Source organism: Psychrobacter proteolyticus (assembly GCF_003350005.1).
In the GTDB taxonomy this organism is placed as follows: domain Bacteria; phylum Pseudomonadota; class Gammaproteobacteria; order Pseudomonadales; family Moraxellaceae; genus Psychrobacter; species Psychrobacter proteolyticus.
In genome coordinates this window covers 148086-173684 of record NZ_QLKS01000001.1, presented here as the reverse complement: position 1 = coordinate 173684, position 25599 = coordinate 148086, and the positions used below count along the sequence as shown (strand labels likewise).

At 44.0% G+C, this 25599-nt stretch carries 22 protein-coding genes and 1 pseudogene; 16 read left to right on the top strand and 7 right to left on the bottom strand.

The annotated features are described in order from the left end of the window. The first annotated feature begins 18 nt into the window (after positions 1 to 18). The 3 genes from cysT to DXK30_RS00675 all read left to right on the top strand — a co-directional run bounded on the left by cysT (position 19) and on the right by DXK30_RS00675 (position 2674). On the top strand, positions 19 to 903 hold the full coding sequence (cysT, locus tag DXK30_RS00685) for a sulfate ABC transporter permease subunit CysT (protein ID WP_114700025.1): 885 nt from the start codon (positions 19 to 21) through the stop codon (positions 901 to 903). Between the two features lies 1 nt (position 904). Beyond that, positions 905 to 1855 (top strand): sulfate ABC transporter permease subunit CysW, encoded by a 951-nt coding sequence (cysW, locus tag DXK30_RS00680; protein WP_114700024.1) that lies wholly within the window; start codon positions 905 to 907, stop codon positions 1853 to 1855. Between the two features lie 96 nt (positions 1856 to 1951). After that, positions 1952 to 2674: a sulfate/molybdate ABC transporter ATP-binding protein gene (locus DXK30_RS00675; protein WP_114700023.1), complete on the top strand. Its 723-nt coding sequence runs from the start codon at positions 1952 to 1954 to the stop codon at positions 2672 to 2674. 165 nt (positions 2675 to 2839) lie between these two features. Here DXK30_RS00675 and DXK30_RS00670 read toward each other — a convergent pair whose 3' ends face one another. After that, positions 2840 to 3169 (bottom strand): ArsR/SmtB family transcription factor, encoded by a 330-nt coding sequence (locus tag DXK30_RS00670; RefSeq protein ID WP_114700022.1) that lies wholly within the window; start codon positions 3167 to 3169, stop codon positions 2840 to 2842. A gap of 389 nt (positions 3170 to 3558) precedes the next feature. Between DXK30_RS00670 and DXK30_RS00665 the strand changes: the two genes are divergently transcribed. The 3 genes from DXK30_RS00665 to bfr (DXK30_RS00655) all read left to right on the top strand — a co-directional run bounded on the left by DXK30_RS00665 (position 3559) and on the right by bfr (DXK30_RS00655) (position 5149). Next, positions 3559 to 3750 (top strand): (2Fe-2S)-binding protein, encoded by a 192-nt coding sequence (locus tag DXK30_RS00665; protein ID WP_101205900.1) that lies wholly within the window; start codon positions 3559 to 3561, stop codon positions 3748 to 3750. Positions 3751 to 4112: 362 nt separating this feature from the next. Further along, positions 4113 to 4601 carry a bacterioferritin gene (gene bfr, locus DXK30_RS00660; protein ID WP_114700021.1) on the top strand — a complete coding sequence of 163 codons (489 nt, stop codon included), beginning with the start codon at positions 4113 to 4115 and terminating at the stop codon, positions 4599 to 4601. Between the two features lie 68 nt (positions 4602 to 4669). Continuing rightward, positions 4670 to 5149 (top strand): bacterioferritin, encoded by a 480-nt coding sequence (gene bfr, locus DXK30_RS00655; RefSeq protein WP_114700020.1) that lies wholly within the window; start codon positions 4670 to 4672, stop codon positions 5147 to 5149. A gap of 181 nt (positions 5150 to 5330) precedes the next feature. On the opposite strand, the gene DXK30_RS00650 is transcribed toward bfr (DXK30_RS00655), so the two are convergent. Next, a complete protein-coding gene (locus DXK30_RS00650) occupies positions 5331 to 6707 on the bottom strand; it encodes a DHA2 family efflux MFS transporter permease subunit (protein WP_114700019.1) in 1377 nt (458 codons plus the stop codon). Between the two features lie 342 nt (positions 6708 to 7049). Here DXK30_RS00650 and yghU point away from each other — a divergent pair, with 342 nt between their 5' ends. From yghU to uvrA, 5 genes are all read left to right on the top strand, one after another. After that, complete coding sequence (yghU, locus tag DXK30_RS00645) at positions 7050 to 7871, top strand: glutathione-dependent disulfide-bond oxidoreductase (protein ID WP_114700018.1); 822 nt, start codon at positions 7050 to 7052, stop codon at positions 7869 to 7871. Positions 7872 to 8135: 264 nt separating this feature from the next. Continuing rightward, positions 8136 to 9431, top strand: a complete 1296-nt coding sequence (locus DXK30_RS00640; protein ID WP_227670741.1) for a DUF1176 domain-containing protein — start codon at positions 8136 to 8138, stop codon at positions 9429 to 9431. 584 nt (positions 9432 to 10015) lie between these two features. Then, on the top strand, positions 10016 to 11686 hold the full coding sequence (locus DXK30_RS00635) for a DEAD/DEAH box helicase (protein WP_114700017.1): 1671 nt from the start codon (positions 10016 to 10018) through the stop codon (positions 11684 to 11686). A 182-nt stretch (positions 11687 to 11868) separates the two neighbouring features. Further along, the gene (locus DXK30_RS00630) at positions 11869 to 13113 is read left to right on the top strand and encodes a DUF819 family protein (RefSeq protein WP_114700016.1); all 1245 of its coding nucleotides are present in this window, start codon (positions 11869 to 11871) and stop codon (positions 13111 to 13113) included. 250 nt (positions 13114 to 13363) lie between these two features. Continuing rightward, positions 13364 to 15931: an excinuclease ABC subunit UvrA gene (gene uvrA / locus DXK30_RS00625; protein WP_114700015.1), complete on the top strand. Its 2568-nt coding sequence runs from the start codon at positions 13364 to 13366 to the stop codon at positions 15929 to 15931. Between the two features lie 37 nt (positions 15932 to 15968). On the opposite strand, the gene DXK30_RS00620 is transcribed toward uvrA, so the two are convergent. The 3 genes and pseudogenes from DXK30_RS00620 to DXK30_RS12790 all read right to left on the bottom strand — a co-directional run. Then, entirely contained in the window at positions 15969 to 16709 is a 741-nt protein-coding gene (locus DXK30_RS00620) for a peptidase (RefSeq protein WP_114700014.1), read from the bottom strand. Between the two features lie 35 nt (positions 16710 to 16744). After that, on the bottom strand, positions 16745 to 17530 hold the full coding sequence (locus DXK30_RS00615) for a transglutaminase family protein (protein WP_114700013.1): 786 nt from the start codon (positions 17528 to 17530) through the stop codon (positions 16745 to 16747). 951 nt (positions 17531 to 18481) lie between these two features. Next, positions 18482 to 20080: pseudogene (locus tag DXK30_RS12790) on the bottom strand (circularly permuted type 2 ATP-grasp protein); the annotation flags it as partial. Positions 20081 to 20310: 230 nt separating this feature from the next. Between DXK30_RS12790 and DXK30_RS12785 the strand changes: the two are divergent. Both DXK30_RS12785 and DXK30_RS00605 read left to right on the top strand, forming a co-directional pair. Further along, positions 20311 to 20448, top strand: a complete 138-nt coding sequence (locus tag DXK30_RS12785; RefSeq protein ID WP_227670742.1) for a hypothetical protein — start codon at positions 20311 to 20313, stop codon at positions 20446 to 20448. Beyond that, entirely contained in the window at positions 20424 to 20918 is a 495-nt protein-coding gene (locus DXK30_RS00605; RefSeq protein WP_227670743.1) for a GDSL-type esterase/lipase family protein, read from the top strand. The genes DXK30_RS12785 and DXK30_RS00605 overlap by 25 nt, the downstream gene beginning before the upstream one ends. A 184-nt stretch (positions 20919 to 21102) precedes the next feature. Here the strand turns inward: DXK30_RS00605 and DXK30_RS00600 are convergent, their stop codons facing one another. Beyond that, positions 21103 to 22203 carry a DUF2855 family protein gene (locus DXK30_RS00600; RefSeq protein ID WP_114700012.1) on the bottom strand — a complete coding sequence of 367 codons (1101 nt, stop codon included), beginning with the start codon at positions 22201 to 22203 and terminating at the stop codon, positions 21103 to 21105. Positions 22204 to 22236: 33 nt separating this feature from the next. Next, on the bottom strand, positions 22237 to 23676 hold the full coding sequence (locus DXK30_RS00595) for an NAD(P)-binding protein (RefSeq protein ID WP_114700011.1): 1440 nt from the start codon (positions 23674 to 23676) through the stop codon (positions 22237 to 22239). 118 nt (positions 23677 to 23794) lie between these two features. Here DXK30_RS00595 and DXK30_RS00590 point away from each other — a divergent pair, with 118 nt between their 5' ends. The 3 genes from DXK30_RS00590 to DXK30_RS12960 all read left to right on the top strand — a co-directional run bounded on the left by DXK30_RS00590 (position 23795) and on the right by DXK30_RS12960 (position 25592). Then, positions 23795 to 24367, top strand: coding sequence for a TetR/AcrR family transcriptional regulator (locus tag DXK30_RS00590; protein ID WP_114700010.1), 573 nt, complete (start codon positions 23795 to 23797; stop codon positions 24365 to 24367). Between the two features lie 83 nt (positions 24368 to 24450). After that, complete coding sequence (locus DXK30_RS00585; protein WP_114700009.1) at positions 24451 to 25194, top strand: M90 family metallopeptidase; 744 nt, start codon at positions 24451 to 24453, stop codon at positions 25192 to 25194. 74 nt (positions 25195 to 25268) lie between these two features. Continuing rightward, positions 25269 to 25592, top strand: a complete 324-nt coding sequence (locus DXK30_RS12960; protein WP_240314047.1) for a hypothetical protein — start codon at positions 25269 to 25271, stop codon at positions 25590 to 25592. Positions 25593 to 25599: the final 7 nt, after the last annotated feature.

Genomic DNA, 25599 nt, shown 5'->3' with positions numbered 1-25599 from the left:
AGGCAATAGGACATCACTATGAGTGCAACATCTTCTTCTGCCAGTAAGCCCGGCAATAAAAAAGGTTGGCTGACCCGCTTGCGTCAGCGCAATGTGCTACCCGGGTTCGGTCTGAGCATGGGTATTACTGTCTTTAGTTTGTCGTTATTGGTGGTACTACCGTTTGCCATGATGGCCTATACCACGACGCAGATGGGTTGGGCAGGCTTTTGGGAAACCATTACCCAGCCACAAGTCACTGCCGCTATCAAGCTAAGCTTATGGATGTCGTTTTTGGCGATGCTGACCAATATGGTATTTGGCACATTAGTCGCATGGGTACTTGTCCGCTACGAGTTTTGGGGTAAGTCACTGATTAATGCTTTAGTCGATTTGCCATTTGCACTACCAACGGCCGTTACAGGTATCTCGCTTGCCACTTTATATGCGCCTAATGGCTTGATTGGTCAATGGTTTGCCAAGTTCGATATTCAGGTTGCCTTTACGCCAATAGGTATTTGGCTAGCACTGGTTGTGGTCAGCTTTCCCTTTATCGTCCGTGCAGTGCAGCCCGTACTCGCTGAGCTGTCCGTTGAGTTTGAAGAAGCGGCTGCGGTATTGGGCGCTAATCGTCTGACGACTTTTCGTAAAGTAATTTTACCAGAGCTATTGCCAGCCTTGCTGATGGGCGCAGGTATGATGTTTGCCCGTGCCACTGGTGAGTATGGCTCAGTTATCTTTATCGCAGGTAATATTCCGATGCAGTCTGAGATTTTGCCGCTTATCATTATCAGTAAACTTGAGCAGTTTGATATTCAAGGTGCTTCTGCGGTTGCATTATTTATGCTACTCATATCATTTGTTATCTTGCTGACCATCAATATCATGCAGTGGAAACTGTCGCGCCGTGTAGGAGCTCGCTAATATGCAAATATCTAATAGCTACGACTACCAAAGCAACGCTGCGACCAAAGATACCCCATGGATACGTCGCACCTTTATTGCCATTGCTGTGCTATTCATGATTGTCATGTTGGTCATTCCATTACTGGCTGTGTTTTACGAAGCCTTTAAAAATGGTTGGCAGTTATATATCGCCTCGCTGGTCGATCCTGAAGCCTTACAAGCCATCAAGCTAACCCTTATAACGGCAGGAATTGTCTTACCAATTAATATGGTAATGGGCATTGCGATTGCATGGTTGGTCACGCGCTATCAGTTTAAAGGTAAGCAGCTGGTCACCACTTTGCTAGATTTGCCATTTTCGGTATCACCAGTAGTTGCAGGTTTGATGTTTGTGCTGCTGTTTGGACTGAACTCTACTATCGGCGGTTGGCTTGAGAGTATGGGTTTTCAAGTGATCTATGCGGTGCCTGGTATCATTTTGGCGACGTTGTTTGTGACCTTTCCTTTTGTTGCACGTGAGCTGATTCCATTGATGCAGACTCAAGGCGACTCTGAGGAGCAAGCAGCGCTAACATTAGGCGCGACTGGTTGGCAGACGTTTTGGCATGTGACACTGCCTAATATCAAATGGGCGCTGCTATATGGTTTGATTCTGACCAATGCCCGCGCGATGGGTGAGTTTGGTGCCGTCAGTGTGGTATCTGGTCACATTCGCGGCGAGACCAACACCATGCCGCTATTGGTTGAGATTGCCTATAACGATTATAACTTTACCGCTGCGTTTGCCTTATCGAGCATATTGGCTGCATTGGCCTTGGTGACGCTACTGATTCAGCAAGTCATGACCAAGATACAAGAGCGTAAATTTGCCAAGTCTGAGCGGCTGGCGGCTGCACCTGAGCTGCCAGTGAGTGCTAACGCCACTGCCGCTACTGAATCGACGAGTGCGGACAGTACTGGCAAGGTATAACTGCCATTATCTGATAAATGATGTTAATACTACGGATGCAGTCGCTACTCAGCTACTTGCCACGATACGACAAAAGATATAATAAGAGATACGATTATGAGCATTGAGATTCGCAACGTTAATAAAAAATTCGGCAATTTTACCGCTTTAGACAATATAAATATCACTGTGCCGACTGGCAAGCTGACGACGTTACTAGGTCCATCAGGCTGCGGTAAGACCACTTTGCTACGTATTATCGCGGGTCTAGAGTATGCTGACTCTGGGCAGGTATTGTTCGATGAGCTGGATGTGACCAATACCCCAGTCCAAAAGCGCCATATTGGCTTTATGTTTCAGCATTATGCCTTGTTTCGCCATAAGAACATCGCGGATAATGTGGCCTTTGGATTGACCTTGTTGCCAAAAAACGAGCGTCCGAGTAAAGCTGATATCAATAAGCGCGTAGCAGAGCTCTTAGACCTCGTACAGCTACCCCAGGTTGCCAATGCTTATCCGCATCAGCTATCAGGTGGCCAGCGTCAGCGCATTGCATTAGCACGTGCACTTGCTGTTAAACCAAAGCTGCTGCTGCTAGATGAGCCGTTTGGTGCACTAGATGCCAAAGTACGTAAAGAGCTGCGCACATGGCTAAAAAACATCCACCATGAGCTTGGTATCACTAGCATCATGGTGACGCACGATCAAGAAGAAGCACGTGCGGTATCAGATGAGATCGTCGTGATGAATCAGGGCCGAGTAGAGCAGGTGGGCACGTCAGAGGAGCTGATACACCAGCCAGCCAACGCCTTTATCAGCGATTTCTTAGATATTGTATAATTATTTGACCTAGCGCAATTTAGGTTGAATAATCAATAGTTGAACAAAAAAAAGACCTACGAGAGTAGGTCTTTTTTGGTTTGGCGCATGGGCGCAGATCTATTGTCTCAAGCGCTTTTTATAAAGCGCAGTCAAAGAGCTAAAAGTCTAAGCGGACAATAGTATCTAAGCAAGATCCGATACATCTATACCGGTCCCTCTAGGAGAGATTTGCTCGTAGGTGATGTCTAAGATATCTTGACACCAATCTGGTAAATCATCAGCGACCTCATACCACATCCAAGTACCGTCACGTACACAGCTTAAAATACCCAGTTTTTTCAAATGGTTTAGGTGACGTGATATCGTCGGTTGTGGCTGGTCAAGCATATCTACCAAATCACCCACGCAACGTGCTTCTTTTTTAAAAAGAATTTGAAATATTTTTAGACGTGTCGGATCAGATAGGACTTTGAATAAATCAATAGGTCGTATCGTAAAATTATTATCAGACATAGGAGAATTCCAATGGGCTTCGTTAATAGGGGTTCAATATAACAGCAGTTATCTACAAAATCGATTAAAAAATAAGCAAATTTACAGTTCATCGTCAATTCACTACCTTTGACAATATTCGGTTACACGCACACTTATATCCGCTTACATAAATGAAATGCCTGTAATACAAGGATACTGTCTCAACGAATAAATATATCGAATGTGATTGAAAATGATAATAATTATCGTTATTATACTGCAAGCGATAAACGTGATTTCAACAACTAATTTTTAATTGCTAGAAAACAGTAAATTATCCGTTTATCAATGACACTTATCACAAAAGTTTTTTATACAAGTGTCGTATGCTGTCATTATCGAATAGTGGTATTCCGAGGAGCCAATCCATGTACGTATGTATCTGCAACAACGTAAAAGAAAAGCAAATCAAAGCAGCTATTGCTGCAGGTGTTGATACGCTCGATGGTCTAAAAGATACGCTCGATGTAGCAACGTGCTGTGGCTGTTGTGAGCCGATGGTCAATGACTACCTAGACGAACACCATGCAAAACTCGATAATCTAGCATACGCCGTTTAAATATTATCAATCATATACCTTGTAATATAATACGATAAAATATATTCAATATTCTGCATCTAAATTTATTATACATAAAGGGTTGGGTGCAAGCGTCCATATAATCTCACTCAAACGCCAGCACGAACTATATTAAATAGTCTCATGCCAGTTGTAGCTAATTATGATTCTCAATTAGCATCTTATTCTTAGTTCATAACGTTACACCCTATACTGCGCCTGTATGCTACTATATTTACCTGAGATTATAAGCCATTTTATTGATTTTGATTTTTACTGATCAGTTTGCCAATTATGCTATCCTTATATAATAAATTGTGGATGTATGGTGATCGGTAAAAATAAATAGGGGAGTACGCGTTATGATAGGTAGCCAGAAAGTCATTGATTATTTGAATTTCTTACTAGGTGGTGAGCTTGCCGCTCGTGACCAATATTTTATCCATTCAGAGATGTACGCTGAGTGGCACTATGGCAAGTTATACGACCGTATCCATCATGAAATGGAAGACGAAACGCTACACGCACAGAATATCATTCGCCGTATCTTGATGTTGAGTGGCACGCCAAAGATGTCGGTCGATGCCATCCATATCGGTGCGACTGTCCCTGAGATGTTGCAGTTTGACCTAGATTTAGAGTACCAAGTACAGAAGCATCTAAAAGAGGGCATCGCACTTTGCGAAGCAGAGCATGACTATGTCACGCGTGAGATGCTGGTTGAGCAATTGAAAGACACCGAAGAAGACCATGCGCATTGGCTTGAGCAGCAGCTCCGTCTCATCGACATGATTGGTCTACCGAATTATCTACAAAGCCAAATGGCTGAAGTCACTCCTAATATTGCCTGATATCATCCTACGTATGAATAGCATTCACAGTATTTAGCATAAATAATAGAGATAAAGGGAGAAAGGTAATGACAGGGGATAAAGAAGTTATTCGCGCGTTAAATAAAGTACTTGGGCAGTCATTGATTGCCATCAACCAGTATTTTTTGCATGCACGTATTGCACGTCATTGGGGGCTAGAAGCACTTAATGACTCATTGTATAAGCAATCTATTGCTGAGATGAAATGGTCAGACGACCTAATCGCTCGTATTTTGCTGTTAGGCGGTTTGCCAAACTTGCAGGAACTGGGCAAGGTATTGGTCGGTGAAGATGTACCAGAAATCATTGAGTGCAACCTACGCCTTGAGAGACAAAAGTTCGATATTATTACTGATGCCGTCACCTTATGTGAGACAAAGTCGGACTATGTTTCTCGCCAGCTATTAGTCACGCTAAAAGATGGCAATGAAGATTATGAAGATTGGTTAGAGACGCAGCAGGACTTAATCGAGAGTATTGGTGTAGAGCGCTACATCCAATCGCAAATGAGTGATGATGACGCATAATAGTACTTATTATTAATGTAAGTCGTAATAAAAAGCCAGTATGAGATTGATAACACAATCGCATACTGGCTTTTTTCTGTCTATAGATAAGCTATTTTTAACGTTTCGGATATACAGAATAGAGACGTGCCGTACGTAAAGTCTCACTCAATAGAAAGCTTGTCTCGATTGAAGAAACGCCCTAGTATAAACCGCGTCCATCTTCAGGTTTCAGACGTAAAAAATACAGCCCCGAGAGAATGGTCAAAATACCCAATATCCAATAAGTGGTTTGGAACGCCACTAGTGTATCCATTTGCAGACGCTCACGTAATAAATTCAATACAGCAGCACCGAAGGCAATACCAAAGCTAATCGCTAACTGCTGATTGACTGCCATTAAGCTGTTACCGCTACTAGTCTGTGTTCCCTGTAAATCGCCAATCGTAATCGTATTCATCGCGCTAAACTGCATAGAGTTGCAGGCGCCCATGACGGTCAAGATCGGTATAAACCATAGCCACTGCGACGCATCGTTAAACTGCGCTAGTACAATGATAAGCGAACCCATAAACAAGGTATTGTAGACCAGCACTTTACGGTAGCTAAACCGTTGAATAATCTTGCTAACCCAAGGTTTGATACCTATAGCACCAACCGCAATCGGGGCAAGCAACCAACCTGCCTGCGAAGGTGAGTACTCAAACACCACCTGAAGTAATAAGGGCAGCAAAAAGGGCACGGCACTGATGCCAAGCCGCGTAAACAAATTACCTGTAATACCAATTCGAAAGGTGCGAATATCAAACAGGCTCAGTGGAAACAGGGGAGCTGCTCGCCGTTTAGCATGCCAGATATACGCGCCGATCAATAGACTTGCGCCTAACCCAAGCAACAACCCATAAACTCCGCGACCTGTCTGTGAACCAAACTCGACAGCCAGTGTGAATCCACAAGCAGCGGCGGCAAACAATACAAACCCTGTCCAATCAAGGCGCTTAGTATCTTCATATAGCGCTGGAACCAGTTTTTTGCCCATGATAAAACCTGCCACACCCATCGGTATATTGATCAAAAATATCCAGTGCCAGCTGGCATATTGCACGATATAGCCACCTAATACTGGACCGACTAGTGGTGCAACCAACGCAGGTATCACAGCAAAATTCATCACAGTGAGTAGCTTATTGCGCGGATAAGACTTGACCAATATTAAACGAGCGACAGGCGTCATCATGGCACCGCCGATACCCTGTACCACACGTGAGGCAACCAAAAAATCTAATGTTTGCGAAGCCGCGCACAGTAATGAGCCAACACAAAAAATAATGACCGCGGATAAAAAAACGCGGCGTGTGCCATATTTATCCGCTAAAAAACCACTGATAGGGATAAAAATCGCGAGGGTCAATGCATAGCTAATGACTGCCCACTGCATCTTTAGTGGTGACTCACCCAGTGCTTGCGCCATTTGTGGCAATGAGGTGTTCAAGATAGTGGCGTCTAAAATTTGCATAAATAGCGCTACCGCTAGTACATAAGGCAGGTATTTATCTTGAGTCTGGGTGAGCGTTACCATGTAAGTCCCATTGAACGTCTCGTTATAAAGTAAGAAAATAGCGTATTTGCGAGCAGATCACTATGCAAGCTGAGTAGTATAAGAAAGCCTGGCTCATAATAAAAGTGACTCAAAGTAACTGATATAAGATAACTTATATAAGAGCAACGATGCGAAGGGTAGCTAATAAAAAGGCAAAGAGGTGAAATAAGACAAAAAATTCGATGCGTGCTAATAGCTTATCTTCTTTTACTTTAGCAGTAGAAACACAACATTGATTACAAGAGAGGACTTTAATAACGTTACGAGTTCTCGTTATAGTAAACCTTCGCGGCAGTCATAAATACAAACCGAGGATAAATTATGAGTCAAGATAATAATAAATACGTACCACCCAAAGTTTGGACACAAGATAAAGATAATGGCGGCAAGTTTGCTAGTATTAATAGTCCAACGTCTGGAGCTCGCTATGATAAAGAGCTGCCCGTTGGTGATGCCCCGTTACAGCTGTACTCGTTAAATACGCCAAATGGTGTCAAGGTAAACATACTACTAGAAGAGCTGGCAGAGCTTGGTATTGACGCAGCAGCATATGATGCCTACAAAATCGACATCTCTAAAGGTGAGCAGTTTGGCTCAGGGTTTGTAGAGATAAACCCTAATTCAAAGATTCCAGCTTTAGTCGATCATTCTACTGATACAGCGGGGGAGCCGATAGCACTGTTTGAGTCGGGCGCAATCTTAATGTATTTAGCAGAAAAATTTGATAGATTTCTGCCACTGGCTACTGGCAAAGCGCGAGCAGATTGTTTGTCTTGGATTATGTGGCAAATGGGTAGTGCGCCTTTCTTAGGCGGCGGCTTTGGGCACTTTTATGCATATGCGCCTGAACCTCTAGAGTATCCAATCAACCGCTATACGATGGAAACCAAGCGTCAGCTTGATGTATTAGATACGCATCTAAAAGACCATGAGTACCTGTGCGGCAATGATGAATCTGATTACAACATTGCGGATATGATTGTCTGGTCTTGGTATGGCCAGTTGGCACTAGGTAAGCTCTATGACGCAGCAGAGTTTTTACAAGTAGAGGACTACAAACACTTGCAGCGTTGGGCTAAGAAAATCGCTGAACGTCCTGCAGTTAAACGTGCAGTAGCACTAGAACTAAAACCAATCAACTAAACCAAGTACTCAATACAGTTTAGATCTAGCAGTAGAGTTTAAACATAAGTAAATCTTAGATACAGTAGCAAGGCTGATAAGCAAATAGTTTATCAGCCTTTTTGTTTTTATTCATAAAAATGGATATATCGGATGCTAGGTCTTTCTTTTGTCTTTACACAATGATACATTAGTACAACAGATAGAAACACTAGTGCGTTAAGATAGCCGAGCACCATTACAATAGACAGGTGTTTATACTTCTTCTACTGAAAGGTGATGATTATGAAAAACAATAATTATATAAACGATATGTCGCTATCAAGAGGCGCTGATTTAACTGGTGTTAGTAGGTCAGTTATTACCTATGACGATAATAAGTATGATGACAATAGCTATAAAGATAGTGCCCAGTCTAATAAAAATCTCAAAAACATCACTGTAAAGCATTATTCAGAAAACATACCTAAAAAAATAAAAGAACAACCCACCTATATGATAAAAAATAAAATATTACTGCCTGTATTTGCAGCGCTTAGCACAGCTTTATTTAGTACCACCAGTATGGCCAGTACATCGACTGAGTTTACTAGTCAAGACTGGCAAGTCGCCTGTGATAATACGCGTACGTGCCGGCTGGCAGGGTATCAAGCAGAGAATAACAGTGAGTTTCCGGTTTCTATATTGCTCGTACGCCGCGCAGGTGCGAATGCTGGCGTGGATGGTAAAGTAAAGCTTGGCGGGGCAAAGGACAGCTCGTCTAAAGCCCTAATGCAGCTCGGCAACCGTCATCGCATCTCGTTGTTTATTAATGATAAAGACTATGGTGAGACGAAGCCATATTCAGCCGCTGCAGGTAACGCTGAGCTTACTCAAGCGCAGGTAACTGCATTGTTAGAGGCGTTGACTAAATCTAGTAAGATTACGTTGGCCTTGCGCAATTCACGTTGGCAGCTCTCTGACAAAGGTGCCAGTGCTGCCATGCTAAAAGCCGATGAGTTCCAAGGTCGCGTTGGTACATCTAGTGCTTTTATCAAAAATAATGACGTTACCAAGTCTGATAATAGCGTTTTATCTCCTAAAACTGCACCAGTACTACGCTTTATCCTGCCCAGTGCTAAATCGAATAGCAGTAACGACGATAGAAAGTTCGTGATGAAGTCTTCTCAACTTGCTTCGTTGATGAAAAGCACAATGAAAGATGCAGACAGCGTTTGTCCCAATCTTTCAGATAAGTCACCGTGGCGTGTTAGCCGTCTAAATAGTAAGCAACTGCTAGCACAGCATGATTGCTGGAAAGGAGCGTATAATGCAGGTGCGGGCATCTGGGTACTTAACGACAGTAAGCCTTATAAGCCAACGTTGATAACGACCAATGCTACTGGCTACGATAAAGGCAAGCTTACGTCTGTACAGAAAGGACGCGGCATCGGGGATTGCATGAGCAAAACCGACTGGCTATGGACGGGCCGTGCATTTGAAAAAAGTCATGAAAGCACCACAGGACTTTGCCGCTTAATTGAGGCGGGCGGGGCATGGCAGCTACCTACTTATGTAACAGAAGTCAAAGTAGTACGATAGATAAATAGCGAGTAGTTCATTTGCTTTAGTTATTAAATAATCAACTAAATGCGTTTGTTATCAACAATATTAGTGCTTATTTACTCAGTAATTGAAGAAATAGGTACATATATTTTTTTATTGTGCTATACTGCGTCGCCACGTTAGCTTAGGCTTTCGTGAATTATGAGATTGATAACATCGCCTGCGATTTTGGGTCTAGGATGACCATAAGTAATTGTTGCCGATGATTTTGTGTACTTAAATAACCTTTAAAAATATCCGTTATTTTTGACTCATATCTTATCTACTGGCCTATAACTAGGGTCTAGATTGGTTGCTGTTTGCCTTTATCTGCTTTGGACAAAGCATTGATAATGAGCGTATATCAAGCAAGGATAAGACACTCGGCACTACCACCAAAATACGTCAGACAGCACGAACGCATTTATTATAAAGACGCTAAGCTCTATTGGCTTGGTTTCTAATTATCGACAATTTTATATTGCTCGGTAATGCTAATAAGAGCAGCGTGGTGAACGGTTATCAGTGGTATGCATCAAGTTTGCTGAATTTACAGCAACTTATACTTACCAAGGATTCTTATGACTGACATCTTATCTGCAATCGCCGCTGAAAACGGCATCATCGAAAGCACTGACACTCCAAATACTGATAATAATACTCAAGCGGCTGCTACTGACGCCACTGAAGAAAACAAAATTACCTTTACTGATCTTGGCATTGCTAAGCCAATTCTTACTGCGCTTGATCGCAGTGGCTATACCAATCCAACCCCTATTCAAGAACAAGCCATTCCTTTTGCTCTAGCAGGTCGTGACCTTTTATTGTCAGCGCAAACTGGTAGTGGTAAAACAGCGGCTTTCGTTATCCCTGTACTTGACCGTTTGAGCCGTGCCACTAGCTTTGACAAACTAACCAAAGCACTTATCCTAACGCCAACGCGTGAACTTGCTCAGCAAGTACATGATAGCGTTCGCACTTATTCTAAAGATATGCGCGGTCTATTTTGTGTGCCACTAGTTGGCGGCGCACCATACAACGGTCAGATCACTGCTTTGAAAAAAGGCGTTCAAGTAATCGTTGCAACTCCTGGTCGTCTACTTGACCATATCAATGCAGGTCGCGTTGACTTGTCAAACCTAGAAGTATTGGTACTTGATGAAGCTGACCGTATGCTAGACATGGGTTTTGCGGATGATATTAGTGATATCCTTCGTGCAGCGCCAATCGATCGTCAAACGATCATGTGTTCAGCAACTTGGGATGGCCCAGTAGGTAAAATCGCTGCCAGCTTCACTAAGAATCCTGAGCGCGTATCAATCAAAGTAGAATCTGCACACATCGAAGAAAAAGTGTACTACTGTGATGATTTTGATCACAAAAACCGTTTACTTGACAAAATCGTTTGCCAGCAAGATATGGAACAAATCATTATCTTTGCTGCTACCAAACGTAGCACTGAGAAATTGGCTAAGCAGCTACAAGAAGCGGGTCATAAAGCAAGCTTCCTACATGGTGATTTGCCACAGAGCAAGCGTAACCGTATCGTTCAAGACTTGCGTAATGGTAAAGTAAAAATTCTAGTAGCGACTGACGTTGCTGCACGTGGTCTAGATATTCCAGCTATCTCGCACGTTATCAACTATGACTTGCCGCGTCAGACTGAAGATTACGTCCATCGTATCGGTCGTTGTGGTCGTGCTGGTCGTACTGGTGTTGCTATCAGCCTATGTAGCATGGATGATCGTCCACAGCTTAACGCTATCAACCGTTATCTAGATCGCAAAATGGAAGTATGTGTTATCGAAGGTATGGAGCCTAAGAAAACTTACGTACCTAGCGAAAACAAAGGTAATGGTCGTGGCCGTGGTCGTGGTCGTTCTAACGGCGGTGGCGGTCAAGGCCGTGGTCGTTCTAGCGGTGGCTATGCTGGTAAATCTAGCGGTGGTGGTCAAGGTCGTGGTCGTTCAAGCGACAGCGCTCCAACTGGTCAACGCGCTAGCAACGACAGCGGTTATCAAGGTAAGCCACGTGATTCATCTGGCAAACCAAATGAGCGTTCAGGTGGCAAGCCTTATCAAGGCAAGCGCACTGGTGGCCCAAGCCGCGGTGATAGCAATGGCGTTCCACGTGGTGAGCGTGCTGCAACTGGTCGCGGTCGTCCAAGCGGCAGCCAAGGTCGTCCAGCTGGTCGTTCTGACAGCCGTGGCCAAGGCCGTCCAAACGGCGGCAACCGTGGTAACAACTCGTAATACAGCTATATTTAACGATTAAAATCATTGATTCATTAATCGTCTAAAGATAGCACTAAAAAAGCCAGATACTTGTTATCTGGCTTTTTTGCGTTTGATAATTCTGTATTTGTCCTTGTATGAGTTTTTTGCCTTGCCTATACTGATTTATTTTTGCCCGTTGTAACTCTTGGAGCGCCTTGATGCCTGCCACCTCAAATTTAGCAATTGATAATTTGCCATTAGCCTTTGGCATCATCATGGCCATTATTGGTCTGGTTTTTTATACCCAAGGCTTACCGGGTAAGTTTTGGCGTCGATTTTATGCAGTACTGCCTGGTATTGTACTTTGCTGCTTTATACCAGCCACTCTAAATAGCTTAGGCGTGTTTGCCGATGGTATTGGTTCGCAAATTTATGGCTTTACTGCCACTTACTTACTGCCAGCAAGTTTGCTATTGATGACCTTATCCATGGATGTGCCTAAAATACTGGGCTTAGGCTGGAAAGCGATTGCTATGTTTTTTGCTGCGAGTATCGCTATCGTCATCAGTGGTCCGATCAGTTTGGGAGTCGCTAAGTGGATATCGCCTGCGATGTTTACCGATGACACACTATGGCGTGGGTTTTCTGCTGTAGCAGGCAGTTGGATTGGCGGCGCAGCCAACCAAGCAGCGATGAAGGAGCTGTTTGGGGTCAGTGATGATTTGTTTGGTATGATGATTTTGGTCGATACCACCAATGCCTCACTGTGGCTGCTAGCTATCTTAGTGATGGCAAAACATAGCGACAAGATAGACCGCTTTTTGCGTGCTGATACCAGTAGTATTGATAAAGTGGTCAAAGCGGTCGAAAGCTATGAGCGTGATCATGCCCGCCCAGCAACCATCAATGACTTGATGGTGATGTTTGGCTTATGCTTTGCAATGGTCGGAGTAGCGCACTTTGTCGGTGGCCAGATTGCAGATTTCTTTGCGCCTTATAGTTGGGCCGTTCAGTATAGCTTTGCCAGCTCGTTCTTTTGGATGGTGGTAATTATTACGGTAATAGGCGTTATATTTTCGTTTACTAAAATACGTAGGTTAGATCATGTTGGCGCGTCAAAAATCGGCACGGTATTTATTTTTGTATTAATCGCCGCAATCGGTATGCAAATCAATCTGGCTGGTATTGTCTCACAGTGGCGTTTACTGCTAATTGGCTTACTATGGATGAGCATCCATGTTGTTATCATTTTTGCTGTCGCTAGAATCATTCGTGCACCATTTTTCTTTTTGGCGGTTGGCTCTAATGCTAATACAGGCGGTGCGTCGTCAGCGCCAATTGTCGCCACAGCCTTTCATCCATCACTGGCGCCTGTTGGCGTATTCTTAGGTATTTTAGGTTACGCAGTAGGGACATTTGGCGGTTATATCAGCACCCAATTGATGCGCTTGGTGGTGTCTTAATGTCTAAGTTGTCTGTATCTTAATAGCATTTTTGCTAAACAAAACCCGCGTTGATGCGGGTTTTTTATTATTAATGATTGGGTGACTTGAGTTATCGTTTTGTCTATCTATGCTATTGATACGTAAACCTCGCCATGACCTTCCATGAGTACGTGTTAACCTTTCTGCTAATTGAATGAAGACAACTAATTAAATAAATAAAACTAAGCACGTTAAGAATAAACAACGATTCGATAGGAACAATAACGTTATGGCTAACCCAAAAAAATTAGAAGAAAAGACAAATAAAAAAACCGTAGTAAAGAACGCTCTCTATAACCCTGACCAAGAAAATATTCAGGTCAGAGGCGCACGCGTACACAACTTGAAGAACGTCGATGTTGATTTGCCTCGCAATGCATTAGTAGTCTTCACCGGTATATCCGGCTCAGGGAAATCGTCATTGGCATTTGGTACGTTGTTTGCTGAGTCACAACGCCGCTATCTTGATTCGGTATCCCCTTATGCAAGACGACTCATTGATCAGGTCGATGAGCCGGATGTTGATACCATAGAAGGGTTGCCACCAGCAGTCGCCTTGCAGCAAAAGCGAGGTACGCCTTCAGTGCGCTCGTCCGTGGGTAGCGTAACGACGATATCCAATGGTCTGCGTATGCTGTACTCACGAGCAGGAGAGTATCCCGCAGATCAAGGGATACTCTACGCCGATGCGTTCTCTCCCAATACCCCAGATGGTGCTTGCCCGACTTGTTCAGGTATTGGCCGCGTATTTGAGGTCACTGAAGAGCTGCTGGTGCCAGACAATACCAAGACCATCCGTGAGCGTGCGATTGCAGCATGGCCACCAGCGTGGCAAGGTCAAAACCTTAGCCGTATATTGACCACATTAGGTTACGATATTGATAAACCATGGCATACACTGCCGAAAAAGACGCGTGACTGGATCTTGTTTACGGATGATACACCGACGGTGCCTGTCTATCCTGAATACAACATCGAACAAACGCGCGATGCGATTAAGAAAGACGAAAAGCCAAACTACATGGGCACGTTCACCAGTGCCAAAAACTTCATTTTGCACTCTTTTGCCACTACCCAAAGCCCACGTACTAAAAAGCGCGTCTCGCAGTTTATGCAAATATCTGAGTGCCCAGAATGTCATGGCAAAAAATTAAAGAAAGAATCGCTATCGGTTAAGTTTGCAGGATTGGATATTGGTGAGCTATCACAGCTAACACTGACGGAAATGGCACAAAAATTAGAAATAACTGCACGTACCAAAGTAGCCGACGAGACACCAAACCGCGAAAAAGCCATCGTTGCCCAACGTATTGCCAGTGATATTCTCTCACGTGTTGAAGCGCTGACAAGGTTAGGGTTAGGCTACCTCTCGCTTGAACGTACCACACCGACTCTCTCTCCCGGTGAGCTACAGCGGTTGCGCTTAGCCACTCAAATTCGCTCGCAGCTCTTTGGCGTAGTCTATGTCCTTGATGAGCCATCGGCAGGTTTGCATCCTGCTGATACTCAAGCATTGTTAGGTGCATTAGATGAGCTAATCGCGGCTGGTAATTCAGTGTTTGTCGTTGAGCATGACGTTAGTGTCATCAGACATGCCGATTGGATAGTCGATGTCGGACCAAAGGCAGGCACACATGGCGGCGAGATTGTCTATAGTGGACCTATAGAAGGCCTTCATAAGGTTACACAGTCGTATACTGGTCAATATCTCTTTGCCAATGCTACGTCTAACGCACAGTCAAAATCTAATACAAGGCAGCCAGCAGCCTGGCTCAAGCTTGCTAACATTGAGCGAAATAACATAACAGGATTAGATGTTGAGTTCCCGCTTGGGGTGATGACCAGCGTCACAGGGGTCTCAGGCTCAGGCAAATCAAGCCTCGTCAGTCAAGCATTGGTAGAGCTTATCAGTGAAGCGTTGGGGCAGAAGACAGTTACAGAAGCGCCTGTTGGTGAAGCAGATTTACTTGAGCAAGAGCTTGAGTCAGTAACTGGCGGTGAAATTGTCGATGGCATGGAGCATATCCGTCGTCTTATTAATATCAATCAAAAAGCAATTGGTCGTACACCGCGCTCTAACTTGGCAACCTATACGGGTTTGTTTGACGATGTGCGGAAGATTTTTGCGGCGACTAAGCAAGCAAAATCTCATGGTTATGATGCTGGCAGGTTCTCATTTAACACGACCAAAGGTCGCTGCCCAAATTGCGAAGGTTTAGGGTTTGTCAGTGTTGAATTATTATTCCTACCAAGCGTTTATGCACCTTGTCAGGTTTGTCATGGTCAACGCTATGACGAGGATACGCTGGCAATCACTTATCGAGATAAAAACATCGCTGAAGTATTAAACTTAACCGTTGAAGCAGCTCATGATTTTTTTGTTGATGAGGTACCTATTTTGCGTGCATTAGAGGCGTTGCTACAAGTTGGACTTGGCTACTTACGTCTGGGTCAGCCTGCCACCGAATTATCAGGCGGTGAAGCACAGCGTATTAAGCTTGCCACTGAGTTGCAGCGTGTGCAACGAGGCGACACGCTATACATATTGGATGAGCCAACCACAGGTCTACATCCTGCTGACGTGTCTATGCTCATGATGCAGTTAAATGGTCTTGTCGATGCAGGCAATACCGTCATCATGGTTGAACATGATATGCAAGTGGCTAGCAATAGCGATTGGATTATCGATATCGGACCAGAGGCAGGGGATGAGGGCGGTGTAGTCGTCGCTCAAGGTACACCACATGACGTTGCCCAATCAAAAGACAGCCGTACAGCACCATTTTTGCTAGTGTAACAATAATACTTCAGGTTTATTTGATAGTGAAAAAAGACTATCCCCAATAACCATTAGGACATTTAGGCAATTCAACCAAAATACGACGTAGCTCTTCTGACCATTGACGACGAATGCTATTGAAATATTCATCACTTTCATCAATACGTCGGCCATTAGGCAGGATTAGGCTGTCATTGTTATAAAGTACAAAATCTATTGGCATGCCTACTGATAAGTTGGATTGAATGGTTGAATCAAATGACAGCATCAACGCACGTGCTGCGTGCCTCACATCCGTATTGTAGCTGACAGAACGATCTAGAATAGGTTTGCCATACTTGCTTTCACCCAATTGAAAAAACGGGGTATCTTCAGTGGCTTTGATACAATTCCCTTCAGGATAAATCAGGTATAACTCAGGTGGCTGTCCTTTAATTTGACCACCCAGCATAAAAGAGCTAGTAAATGCGCCGTCGACATCAGCATTAGCGACTGCTTTTGCATGATTCATAATATTACGCATACATTCACCAACCATTTGGGCGGCATCAAATAAAGTCGCTACCGTATTAAGGTTACTCTCAAGACGCTGGTCAATATCGTTTTGCAGTTTGTTAAATACCGCCTGCGATGTGGCCAGACTACCAGCTGTCTGCAATATCATAAAGCGTTCACCCTCGACGCCATATTGATAGAGCTTTCTAAAGGTCGAAATATGGTCAACGCCAGCATTGGTGCGAGTGTCACTAGCGAAAACCATTCCTTCTTTAAGACGAATAGCGGCACAATAAGTCATAACAGATCCTTGTTGAAGACAAGCATAAAAATAGCTTATGATAGTCTTGAGACCAACACTTGACTGTAAAGATTTTCGTAACCGCCGCCCATACGTACACCGCGCACAGGTGCAGTATCTAAATAGTCTCGACCAATGGCGACGTAGACGTGAGAGCTTGGTTGAAACAACTGATTTGATATATCAAAGGTATACCAGTAACCATCTAACCATACTTCTGCCCACGCATGACTGGCCATGTGGTTCTCGGTATCGTCATAAAGATAGCCTGACACATAGCGTGCTGGGATATGCTGATCACGTAAACAGCCTAAAAATACATGAGTGTGATCTTGGCACACGCCAGCGCTCGTTGCAAAAGACTCAGCAGCAGTTGTACCTACATGAGTCACATCTTTCACAAAAGGCATTTTCATGATGAGTGCATTAGCCATTGCTTTTAAGCTGTCATGGGTGGGGGTTTTTAAATAGGGCGCTGCAAATTCACGCATCTCTTGTGAACATTTGGTCAATGGCGTTTGTACAGTAAACAGCAGATAGGGGACATGATCCATATCTTCTAAACGTTGGGTCTCTGTATCAATCTCCACGATACCTGACGCTTGCATTTGTAAATTATTATGCGCCTCATTACGGCTTAGCGTGAGCCAGTCATTACCAAAGCCATCCTTTTGATTAGTCGCCACTTTAGGGAGCATAACCTCCCATTCATGAATAATTTGATGCGGCATCTGCATGGGAGTCATACGTATATATTGGACACTGCGCTGTGCAAGCTCGCCGTAATAATAGTTGGTTTGATGGCTGATTCGAAGTTTCATGATGGCTTCCTATTGTTCTGTTTATTTCATATGTATAGTCAACCCTACATAAATTGGATATAGCGTCAGGCTTGCTTACTCTACTACTGGTAGTACTGTTACTCGCCTTCCTAGCATCCAGATTATCTTGAATCGACTGTATCATTAGTACCTGTAATCACCTTGCGATTAGACACCCTGACGCAAAATTATATTAAACTCTTTACTAATCAGCTCAAAATCACTAAATTTCTTCGACCTAATCATCTGATTGGCCAGACGTGTCAGCTCACGCCAGCGCGTATTCTCCGGCAACTCATTAATCCAGTATTTAAATTCAAGACTGACTTCTATTGAATCCTCTTCTAGTAGCACAGCCCGCTCAAGCTGCTCAAAATGACGTCCCAATTGCCAAAAGCAGGTCACTGTTGGATGCTCTTGTTTCATAGCGGCATTACACGCGTGTAGCTGTAAGGTCGCTGCCCGATAGGTGCCAGCGCTTGAAAGCCGCTTAATCAAGTTATATAACTCAGCGGTGTCTTTGCCAATGACGCCTTTGGCCTCCTGCACATTGTCATCTATCGATTGAACGATGTTCGGTATGATATTTCGTTCCAAATCAGACAGCATCTGCGCTTTCATGGTCTTAAACGATTCATCCCCATCCGCGTCAAAACCTAAATGGCTGATTAAGTGCTTCAGCTGTGATTTTTTGAGATCGTCTTTGACCAATTTTTTCATGACATCATCATAGTAATACAGGCGCTCGCTGTATCGGCCTAGCCATATTAGATAACTGGCAGTGGAGAGTAGCAGGATCATGGGTGCGTCATCTAGCATCTCATAGCCCGCTTCTAGAGGCTGTACACGATCATAGTAATTGGCGTGATCTGAGTTGTTGGCATCTAAAGGCACAGACGTGTATTTGCCAGCTTGACCATTACCGTTTGGTTTCTTGGTTTCAGATTGTAGGTGACTGTCATCGACGACCCACGTGTCCTTGATACCGCCACCTTGTGATGAGTTGACGACTAATGAGCCTTCAACCATGGCCACACGAGTCAAACCACCTGGCACAATATCTACTGAGCCATCGCCGTGACTTAGGATAAAGGGACGCAAATCAATGTGGCGCGGTGCGATGCCATCGATGACAGCGGTAGGATTGGTAGATAGTGAAATAGTCGGCTGGGCAATGAAACCGGCTGGGTTTTCAAGTAGGCGCAGGCGATACTCTTCAATCTCCTTTTTGGTAGAGGTTGGACCAATGAGCATGCCATAGCCACCTGAGCCTTGGGTTTCTTTTACGACCAGCTTATCTAAGTTATCAAGCACGTATTTGAGCTCATCAGGCTTACGGCATTGATAGGTCTCTATATTGGGTAGAATAGGCTCTTCATTCAAATAGAATTTAATCATATCTGGTACAAAAGGATATAAACTCTTATCATCAGCCACACCTGTACCGGGCGCATTCACGATAACAACATTACCAGCTCGGTAAGCACTCATCAGCCCTGATACGCCCAGTATCGAGTCAGATTGAAAGGCGAGCGGGTCGATATAGGGGTCGTCAATGCGTCGGTAAATAACATCGACTTGCACCTTGCCACGAATACCCTGCATGTAGACTTTACTGTCCTCAACCACCAAATCATAACCATGTACTAGGGGTACGTTCATCTCGTGTGCTAAAAATGCATGTTCATAGTAGGCGCTATTGAAGCGACCAGGCGTCAAGATGACGATTTGTGGATCATATTTGGAGGTCGAGCTAGCAAGACAGGCTTTGAGACGGTTGGGGTAATCGCTGATGCCCATAATATCGGTATCAGAAAACATATCAGACAATAGTGTCTCGGATATTTTACGGCTCTCAAGCATGTATGAGACACCTGACGGGGTACGTAGATTATCCTCTAACACACAGAACTTGCCAGACTCATCACGAATCAAATCAATACCACTGATGTGTGAGTAGATTGGTTTGTCCAGTTCAATACCCATCATCCAAGGCTCATAGCAGCCGCTGGCATAGACATAGCTGGCAGGCACGATGTCGGCCTTCATAATCGCTTGGTCATGATAGATATCGTGCAAGAATGCATTGAGGGCGGTGATGCGCTGCTTACAGCCAGCTTCTATCTGTCGCCACTCACTGGCAGCGATAATGCGGGGGATAATATCAAACGGTATCATTCGCTCGATGTTTTTAGCATCGCTATAGACGGTAAAGGTGACGCCTTTGCGATAAAAAATGTTTTCGGCTTGTTCGTTAAGATAGTTGAGGGCATCCATGTTGATATTATCAAGCCAGTTGCCAACGGTTTGTGCCACTGGGCGATACTTACCCTTACTGATCTGTAGCTCATCAAAACTTTGTGATTTTTTCTTAGGCTCTTCTAAAGCATCTTTTTTTCTTAAGGTATCTTTGACCGTTGTTGAAACAGGACTTTTAGTATTGTCATTGGGCGCTTTGATGGATTGACTCTGATTTTGGGTTAGATGGTCAACGTTTTCTTTGTTTTGAATGTTATCGCTAGACTGACTTTGAGATGCTATTTTATTCATAAATACCTCACGTATCCTTGGTAAAGTTATACTTTATGATGAATACACTGTCTATGCTAAGCCGCGTAGCAATGGTATTGCGCCCAACAGGTAATCTATCCCCTGTATTCACTATACAATGGTTACTGAGCAATATACAACAAAAGTTAGATAATGAGTTTTGAGCAATCTCAACTTATTAACGCAAATAAATTTAGCTCAATTAATAGGGATATAGGAGTGGAACAGATATGAGTTTAGGCGGTAGGTTTTTATCGCTGGCAAGCATAGGACTTGCCGCTACTATTGGTATGGCAGGCTGTGGTAGCAAACCACAACAAGATATCTTGCCCGCTGGTAGTACGTGGTCGCACTTGGTGACTCCTTAACCTATGGCAACGACGCAAATCCTGAAACTGTGTATCCTAGGGTGCTAGCAGAGCTAAGCAAATGGAGGGTTATCAATGCGGGTGTCAATGGTGACACTTCTGCAGATGTGCTTAATCGAGTGAATGAGATCACTGAGCAAAACCCAGATTTAGTCTTACTGGGTGTGGGTGGTAATGACGTATTGCAGCGCATTGCACCTGATACCACTCGTGCTAATATCATTGCGACTATAGACACCTTACAATCTAAAAACATTGATGTTGTTCTAATCGCTGAGCCGTATTTCAGTACTAGTGCTTTGTTTGGTAAGGCAAGTGATAATCCACTGTATGAAGATATTGCGGAAGCTGAAGGCCTACCTCTATATTCTGATGGCTGGTCCACTGTACTGTCAGATGAGGCTCTAAAGTCTGATAAAATTCATGCCAATGCTGCAGACAGTTCGCTGAAGGGTTGCATGATTATCTAAAAGACGAAGGGTGGGTGCGCTAAACCAAAATTTAAACCACAGTTTTTAAGCTTAAAGATTATGAGTAGGGTGTATGTCTGTAGTTAGTATATAACGCACACAAAAAGCAGAGAGTTTATTGGCAAGACTCTCTGCTTTTTTATTTGTATTTTGCTAATGACAAATAGTCGATAAATTTAATAGCCTAGTCTTTTTCATTGTCACCCATGACGACTACCAAACCTTCATCAGCGGCTATCTTACCTTCGCAGATATCTTTATAAACCTCTAGTAAGCCACTGACTCCATCAAGCTCCTGAATCTTTAACCACACACTAGTTTTTGCAGTGCTATTCATGATGTAGCGCATAGAGCGTTTATTGAACTCTTCAGGGCCCCATTCTTTCATACGTTGCTGTACATGACTGGGCGCAAAAAACTGCTGGCTACGCGCTTGAATGATACCTTCGGTATGACGTGGCTCGTCCCAGTGCGTAAGACCGACATTGCTGGTATAACGCATGTTGTCGCCTAAGTGTCTATGTAGACGGCTGAGCACGTCAGTATTGGCCGACATATCGACAATGACCGTTGGTTTACTAGCGTCAATCTGCTCAAGCGTGTCATAGCTAAGCACACTGTTATAAGCGTCAATTGACTTAACAAAATCTATATTACGGTTTGATGTGAGACCGATAACATACGGTGCATCTTTATCATCAACCAAGCCGTATGCTAAGCCAGTACTGGTCTTACTCGATGCACTGATAATCACCACTTGCTCTGCACCAAACCAGTCATTACTCTTCAATAGGTCATGTAAGCAGAATGAGGTTAAGTGCAATACGAACAGTAGCATGCGCTGATTGTCATTGGCACGGTCATAACCAGGTTCATGATTGACGCGCTGATACATATTGTAGCCAGGTGGCAGCTCGGCACGATGGGCACTACCATCGAGCAGGCTGGTTTGCGTGACTCGCTTGGGGGTAATCACCAATTCGCTGGCAGGCGGAAAGTAACCGAATAAGCGCTCACCGACAGGTAGTGCATCGCTATTTGATTCGATCACATCACCAAATCCCCATACTGGAATAATACCCCATTTCTCAGGCTCGTCACCATTTGGCGGAAAAAACTGCCAATAGCGTAATTGGTCACCCATGACTGCATAAGTAATATTATTCGCAGTAAAAGCAAAGCGGTCAACTTTGACACGTACTTCGCCATCACCTAGGGTATGTACAGGCGTCTCTTGCAGGCGAGCTTGGGTTAAGTTTGCTTTATTGGTCTGAAATTCTTGCATGGACATTTCCTCTTTTATTTTATAGTTATCAGATTAAGCATTAGCAGTTTTGGCTTGACGCGCTGCCGTAATTTGCATGATTTCACTCATGAGCTTAGGCATGTTTGCAGCAGCTTTTGGTCCTGCTTCTTTTAGACGCTTAAGGATGGCAAGCTCTTCAGGCGGGGTGTCTTCGCTGGCTCGTACCAATTTGGTGAAGCCATCTAATCGATTGTTAATCATCCATTCACGTAGCGCAGGCTCTTTTGACCAACGCATCTGATTCTGCATTTGTTTAACAAGGCCAACCAAAAAGTCCGTATCATGATTCGGGATTGGCACCACTTGGCACAACTCATTTTTGACAGTTTCGTCATCGTAATTGGCCTCGATGTGGGCGATGAACGCGGCACTAAATACAGGCTGATAGGTACGTACGGTTTGCACCACCACGGTATCACCTTTGAATACATCGTATGTCTCTGTCACTGGTACTGCCCGTGCAGAGCAGTCGATATGCATGGTGTTGGGGGTGGTGGCAATGCTGTCATCACCAAAATAAATCTTGTCAGTATCTAAGCGAGTCACGCGACCTTTACGCACAATGTTTTTAACCCTACGTAACTGCTTAAGCTCTTCACTGCTAATGGTAGCGCCATGGAACATTTGCGGGCGTACGTTTGGATCAATCCGCATTAATACGCCGCCTTTTTCTAATCGATTAAACAGGTCTTCGATGTTTTCTGCCTCAGCAATCGCTTCTGCTTGAGTAGCCTGCGCCCCTATAGTATGGGTGAAAAAATCACGAGAGGGTTGGGTGTTTTTACGATCGATCAGCCAAGCATCTCTTGGCATAATCCACGTGATATGGTCTGGGTCAATTTGGTTCTCAAATAGCCATAAAACCGCATCAATACCTGTTTTTCCGCCGCCAATGATGACGTAACCATCACGGGGTTTGGTTAGACTCGGCAAATAATTTAACGGGCCAAACTTAACACCATCAGCAATCTCAAAGTTTGGGGTATGGGTTGCTGGTACTGAGGTTTTAAAATAAGTGCCATCAATGATTTTCTTATTGACCTTAACTTCATAGCTGGTATCAGACAGCAACGATGAAAACTTGCCGTCGCCTTTGTACTCACACATCGGGAAGTACTTCACGCGGCCACTTGGTAAAAACGTGTGCTTCATGACTTTATCAAAGTACGCCATGACTTCTGCCCCTGACGCCAGCTCAGACAAGCCTTTATTTAAACCAATCTTATCAATCATACCGCCACAAAGCTCACGTGAGCTCACGCCATAAAAAGATGACGGCTGATGTAAGGTGACAAACGAATAGGCATCGTTCCAATGACCACCTGGTTTATGATGTTTATCGACGATAATAATATTAGCATCTGTTTCTGTGAGCAGCACATCGGCAAAAGCCATACCCACCGCGCCACTACCAATGATTAGATAATCCGTTTCTAGCTGTTGAATACTCATAGCGTCCTTACTCTAAGTTGAATTTTTATCAATACAATCAATTCATAATCGTTTGTGCATAACAGTGTTATATACTAGAATAACACTGTTATAATTGTCAAGACATAGTGAGAATCTAATGGATGCCAGAACCAAAATACTAAACGCCGCATCTGAGCTTTTCTTAGAGGGGGGCGGGGATGCCCTAAGCGTGCGAGCTATCTCTAAACGTGCAGGATTGTCCACCATCGGTATATACAGTCATTTCCAAGGTAAGCAAGGCATACTAGATGCGCTGTACATAGAAGGGTTTAATCTCGTTCGTGAAGCCATGGATGTCATTCCAGAAGGCAGGGCAAGCAAAGAACAAGTGCTAGAGGCGTGCCTAGGGTATCTCAATGTAGGCGAGAAATATGAAGCGCATTATCGGCTGATTTTTGGGGAGTCTGATGCAGGATATCAGCCCTCAATCGAAGCCATTGCAGCAAGAGATAGCGCATTTTCAAAGTTGGTTCGGGTGGCAGGCTCTTATTTATCAGAAGAGGCTAGCGTGACGCAACGTCGGCAAATAGCGTTAGATATCTGGGCCATCGTACATGGGTACGTCAGTATTAGTCACCATGTAGTGTTCGCCGATGGACTGGAGCTAGACTGGAAGACGATGGCACTTCGTGTGGTTGAAGTACAGTTGGATGCCATAAAGTCTTCTTAATAACGATATTGGTATATTTGTGGCAAGTGAGTGCATGCTAGGCTGAGTTATTTCAATATCTTAAGGTTTAAGGATAGAAAATTATGTTTGGCATCATAAAAGACTGGCGTGAGCAGCGCATACTAGATAATAGGGAATTTACCCATTCCGATTGGATGGAGGCAGCTAAACGTATCGTGATACTCGACAGATTAAGTGTTGACGAGATGACGCATTTATTCGAGCTCGCGACGTTGTTTTTGGCTGATAAATCTATCACTGGTGCACAAGGTTTTGAGATTACCAATGCTGTCAGACAATCGATTGCACTGCAAGCGTGTTTGCCGATCTTAAACTTAGGCCTTGAGTGGTATGCTGGCTGGTCATCGATTATTATTTATCCTGGCTCGTACAAAAGCAACAGCACCACGGTAGATGAGCTTGGTGTCGTCCATGAAGGCAGTCAACATCGTAGTGGGGAAGCATGGCTGCGAGGGCCTGTCATTCTTTCATGGAAGGATGCCAAGCACTCAGGCGAACGTGATGGACACAACGTTGTCATTCATGAATTTGTCCATAAGCTTGATATGATGAATGGGCGTGCCAATGGCTTTCCGCCGATGCAACCTGATATGGATCCTGCTCGGTGGACGCAGATTATGTCGCGAGATTTTGAGGACTTTCAGACACACCGTAAATCAGGGCTTGATCGTTATGGTGCGACCAATCCTGCGGAGTTTTTTGCGGTACTCAGTGAAGTGTTTTTTGAAACCCCGCAAAAGCTCATCGATGCTTATCCAGATATCTATGAGATTATGGTGAAATTCTTTCGTCAGACCCCGTTATGAGTGATATTTATAGAGATTGTGACAGTAAACTGTATTCAAGACAGCATAAGCATGTTGGAGTTGGGGAGGCTGAGATGAGTAACGCTATAAATGATGATATGGCAAAAGTAGAGATCTATGAAAGTGCCGATGGAAAGGCGCAAGTAGATGTACGTTTTGAGCAAGAGACCGTCTGGTTGTCGCAAGCACAAATGACTGAGTTATTTGGTCGTGACCAATCAGTGGTTTCTCGTCATATCGCCAATGCCATAAAAGACGAAGAAATCGATGAAAAAAGCAATATGCAAAAAATGCATATTGCAAATTCAGACCGTCCGGTGACTTTTTATGACTTAGATGTGGTCATATCAGTAGGTTATCGCATCAAATTTCCTCAAGGTGTGCAATTTAGACGTTGAGCAACGC

What these genes read in the sequence shown, in the direction of transcription:
- cysT (WP_114700025.1), top strand. Translation starts at nt 19, where the DNA reads ATGAGTGCAACATCTTCTTCTGCCAGTAAGCCCGGCAATAAAAAAGGT.
- cysW (WP_114700024.1), top strand. Translation starts at nt 905, where the DNA reads ATGCAAATATCTAATAGCTACGACTACCAAAGCAACGCTGCGACCAAA.
- DXK30_RS00675 (WP_114700023.1), top strand. Translation starts at nt 1,952, where the DNA reads ATGAGCATTGAGATTCGCAACGTTAATAAAAAATTCGGCAATTTTACC.
- DXK30_RS00670 (WP_114700022.1), bottom strand. Translation starts at nt 3,169, where the DNA reads ATGTCTGATAATAATTTTACGATACGACCTATTGATTTATTCAAAGTC.
- DXK30_RS00665 (WP_101205900.1), top strand. Translation starts at nt 3,559, where the DNA reads ATGTACGTATGTATCTGCAACAACGTAAAAGAAAAGCAAATCAAAGCA.
- bfr (WP_114700021.1), top strand. Translation starts at nt 4,113, where the DNA reads ATGATAGGTAGCCAGAAAGTCATTGATTATTTGAATTTCTTACTAGGT.
- bfr (WP_114700020.1), top strand. Translation starts at nt 4,670, where the DNA reads ATGACAGGGGATAAAGAAGTTATTCGCGCGTTAAATAAAGTACTTGGG.
- DXK30_RS00650 (WP_114700019.1), bottom strand. Translation starts at nt 6,707, where the DNA reads ATGGTAACGCTCACCCAGACTCAAGATAAATACCTGCCTTATGTACTA.
- yghU (WP_114700018.1), top strand. Translation starts at nt 7,050, where the DNA reads ATGAGTCAAGATAATAATAAATACGTACCACCCAAAGTTTGGACACAA.
- DXK30_RS00640 (WP_227670741.1), top strand. Translation starts at nt 8,136, where the DNA reads ATGAAAAACAATAATTATATAAACGATATGTCGCTATCAAGAGGCGCT.
- DXK30_RS00635 (WP_114700017.1), top strand. Translation starts at nt 10,016, where the DNA reads ATGACTGACATCTTATCTGCAATCGCCGCTGAAAACGGCATCATCGAA.
- DXK30_RS00630 (WP_114700016.1), top strand. Translation starts at nt 11,869, where the DNA reads ATGCCTGCCACCTCAAATTTAGCAATTGATAATTTGCCATTAGCCTTT.
- uvrA (WP_114700015.1), top strand. Translation starts at nt 13,364, where the DNA reads ATGGCTAACCCAAAAAAATTAGAAGAAAAGACAAATAAAAAAACCGTA.
- DXK30_RS00620 (WP_114700014.1), bottom strand. Translation starts at nt 16,709, where the DNA reads ATGACTTATTGTGCCGCTATTCGTCTTAAAGAAGGAATGGTTTTCGCT.
- DXK30_RS00615 (WP_114700013.1), bottom strand. Translation starts at nt 17,530, where the DNA reads ATGAAACTTCGAATCAGCCATCAAACCAACTATTATTACGGCGAGCTT.
- DXK30_RS12785 (WP_227670742.1), top strand. Translation starts at nt 20,311, where the DNA reads ATGAGTTTAGGCGGTAGGTTTTTATCGCTGGCAAGCATAGGACTTGCC.
- DXK30_RS00600 (WP_114700012.1), bottom strand. Translation starts at nt 22,203, where the DNA reads ATGCAAGAATTTCAGACCAATAAAGCAAACTTAACCCAAGCTCGCCTG.
- DXK30_RS00595 (WP_114700011.1), bottom strand. Translation starts at nt 23,676, where the DNA reads ATGAGTATTCAACAGCTAGAAACGGATTATCTAATCATTGGTAGTGGC.
- DXK30_RS00590 (WP_114700010.1), top strand. Translation starts at nt 23,795, where the DNA reads ATGGATGCCAGAACCAAAATACTAAACGCCGCATCTGAGCTTTTCTTA.
- DXK30_RS00585 (WP_114700009.1), top strand. Translation starts at nt 24,451, where the DNA reads ATGTTTGGCATCATAAAAGACTGGCGTGAGCAGCGCATACTAGATAAT.
- DXK30_RS12960 (WP_240314047.1), top strand. Translation starts at nt 25,269, where the DNA reads ATGAGTAACGCTATAAATGATGATATGGCAAAAGTAGAGATCTATGAA.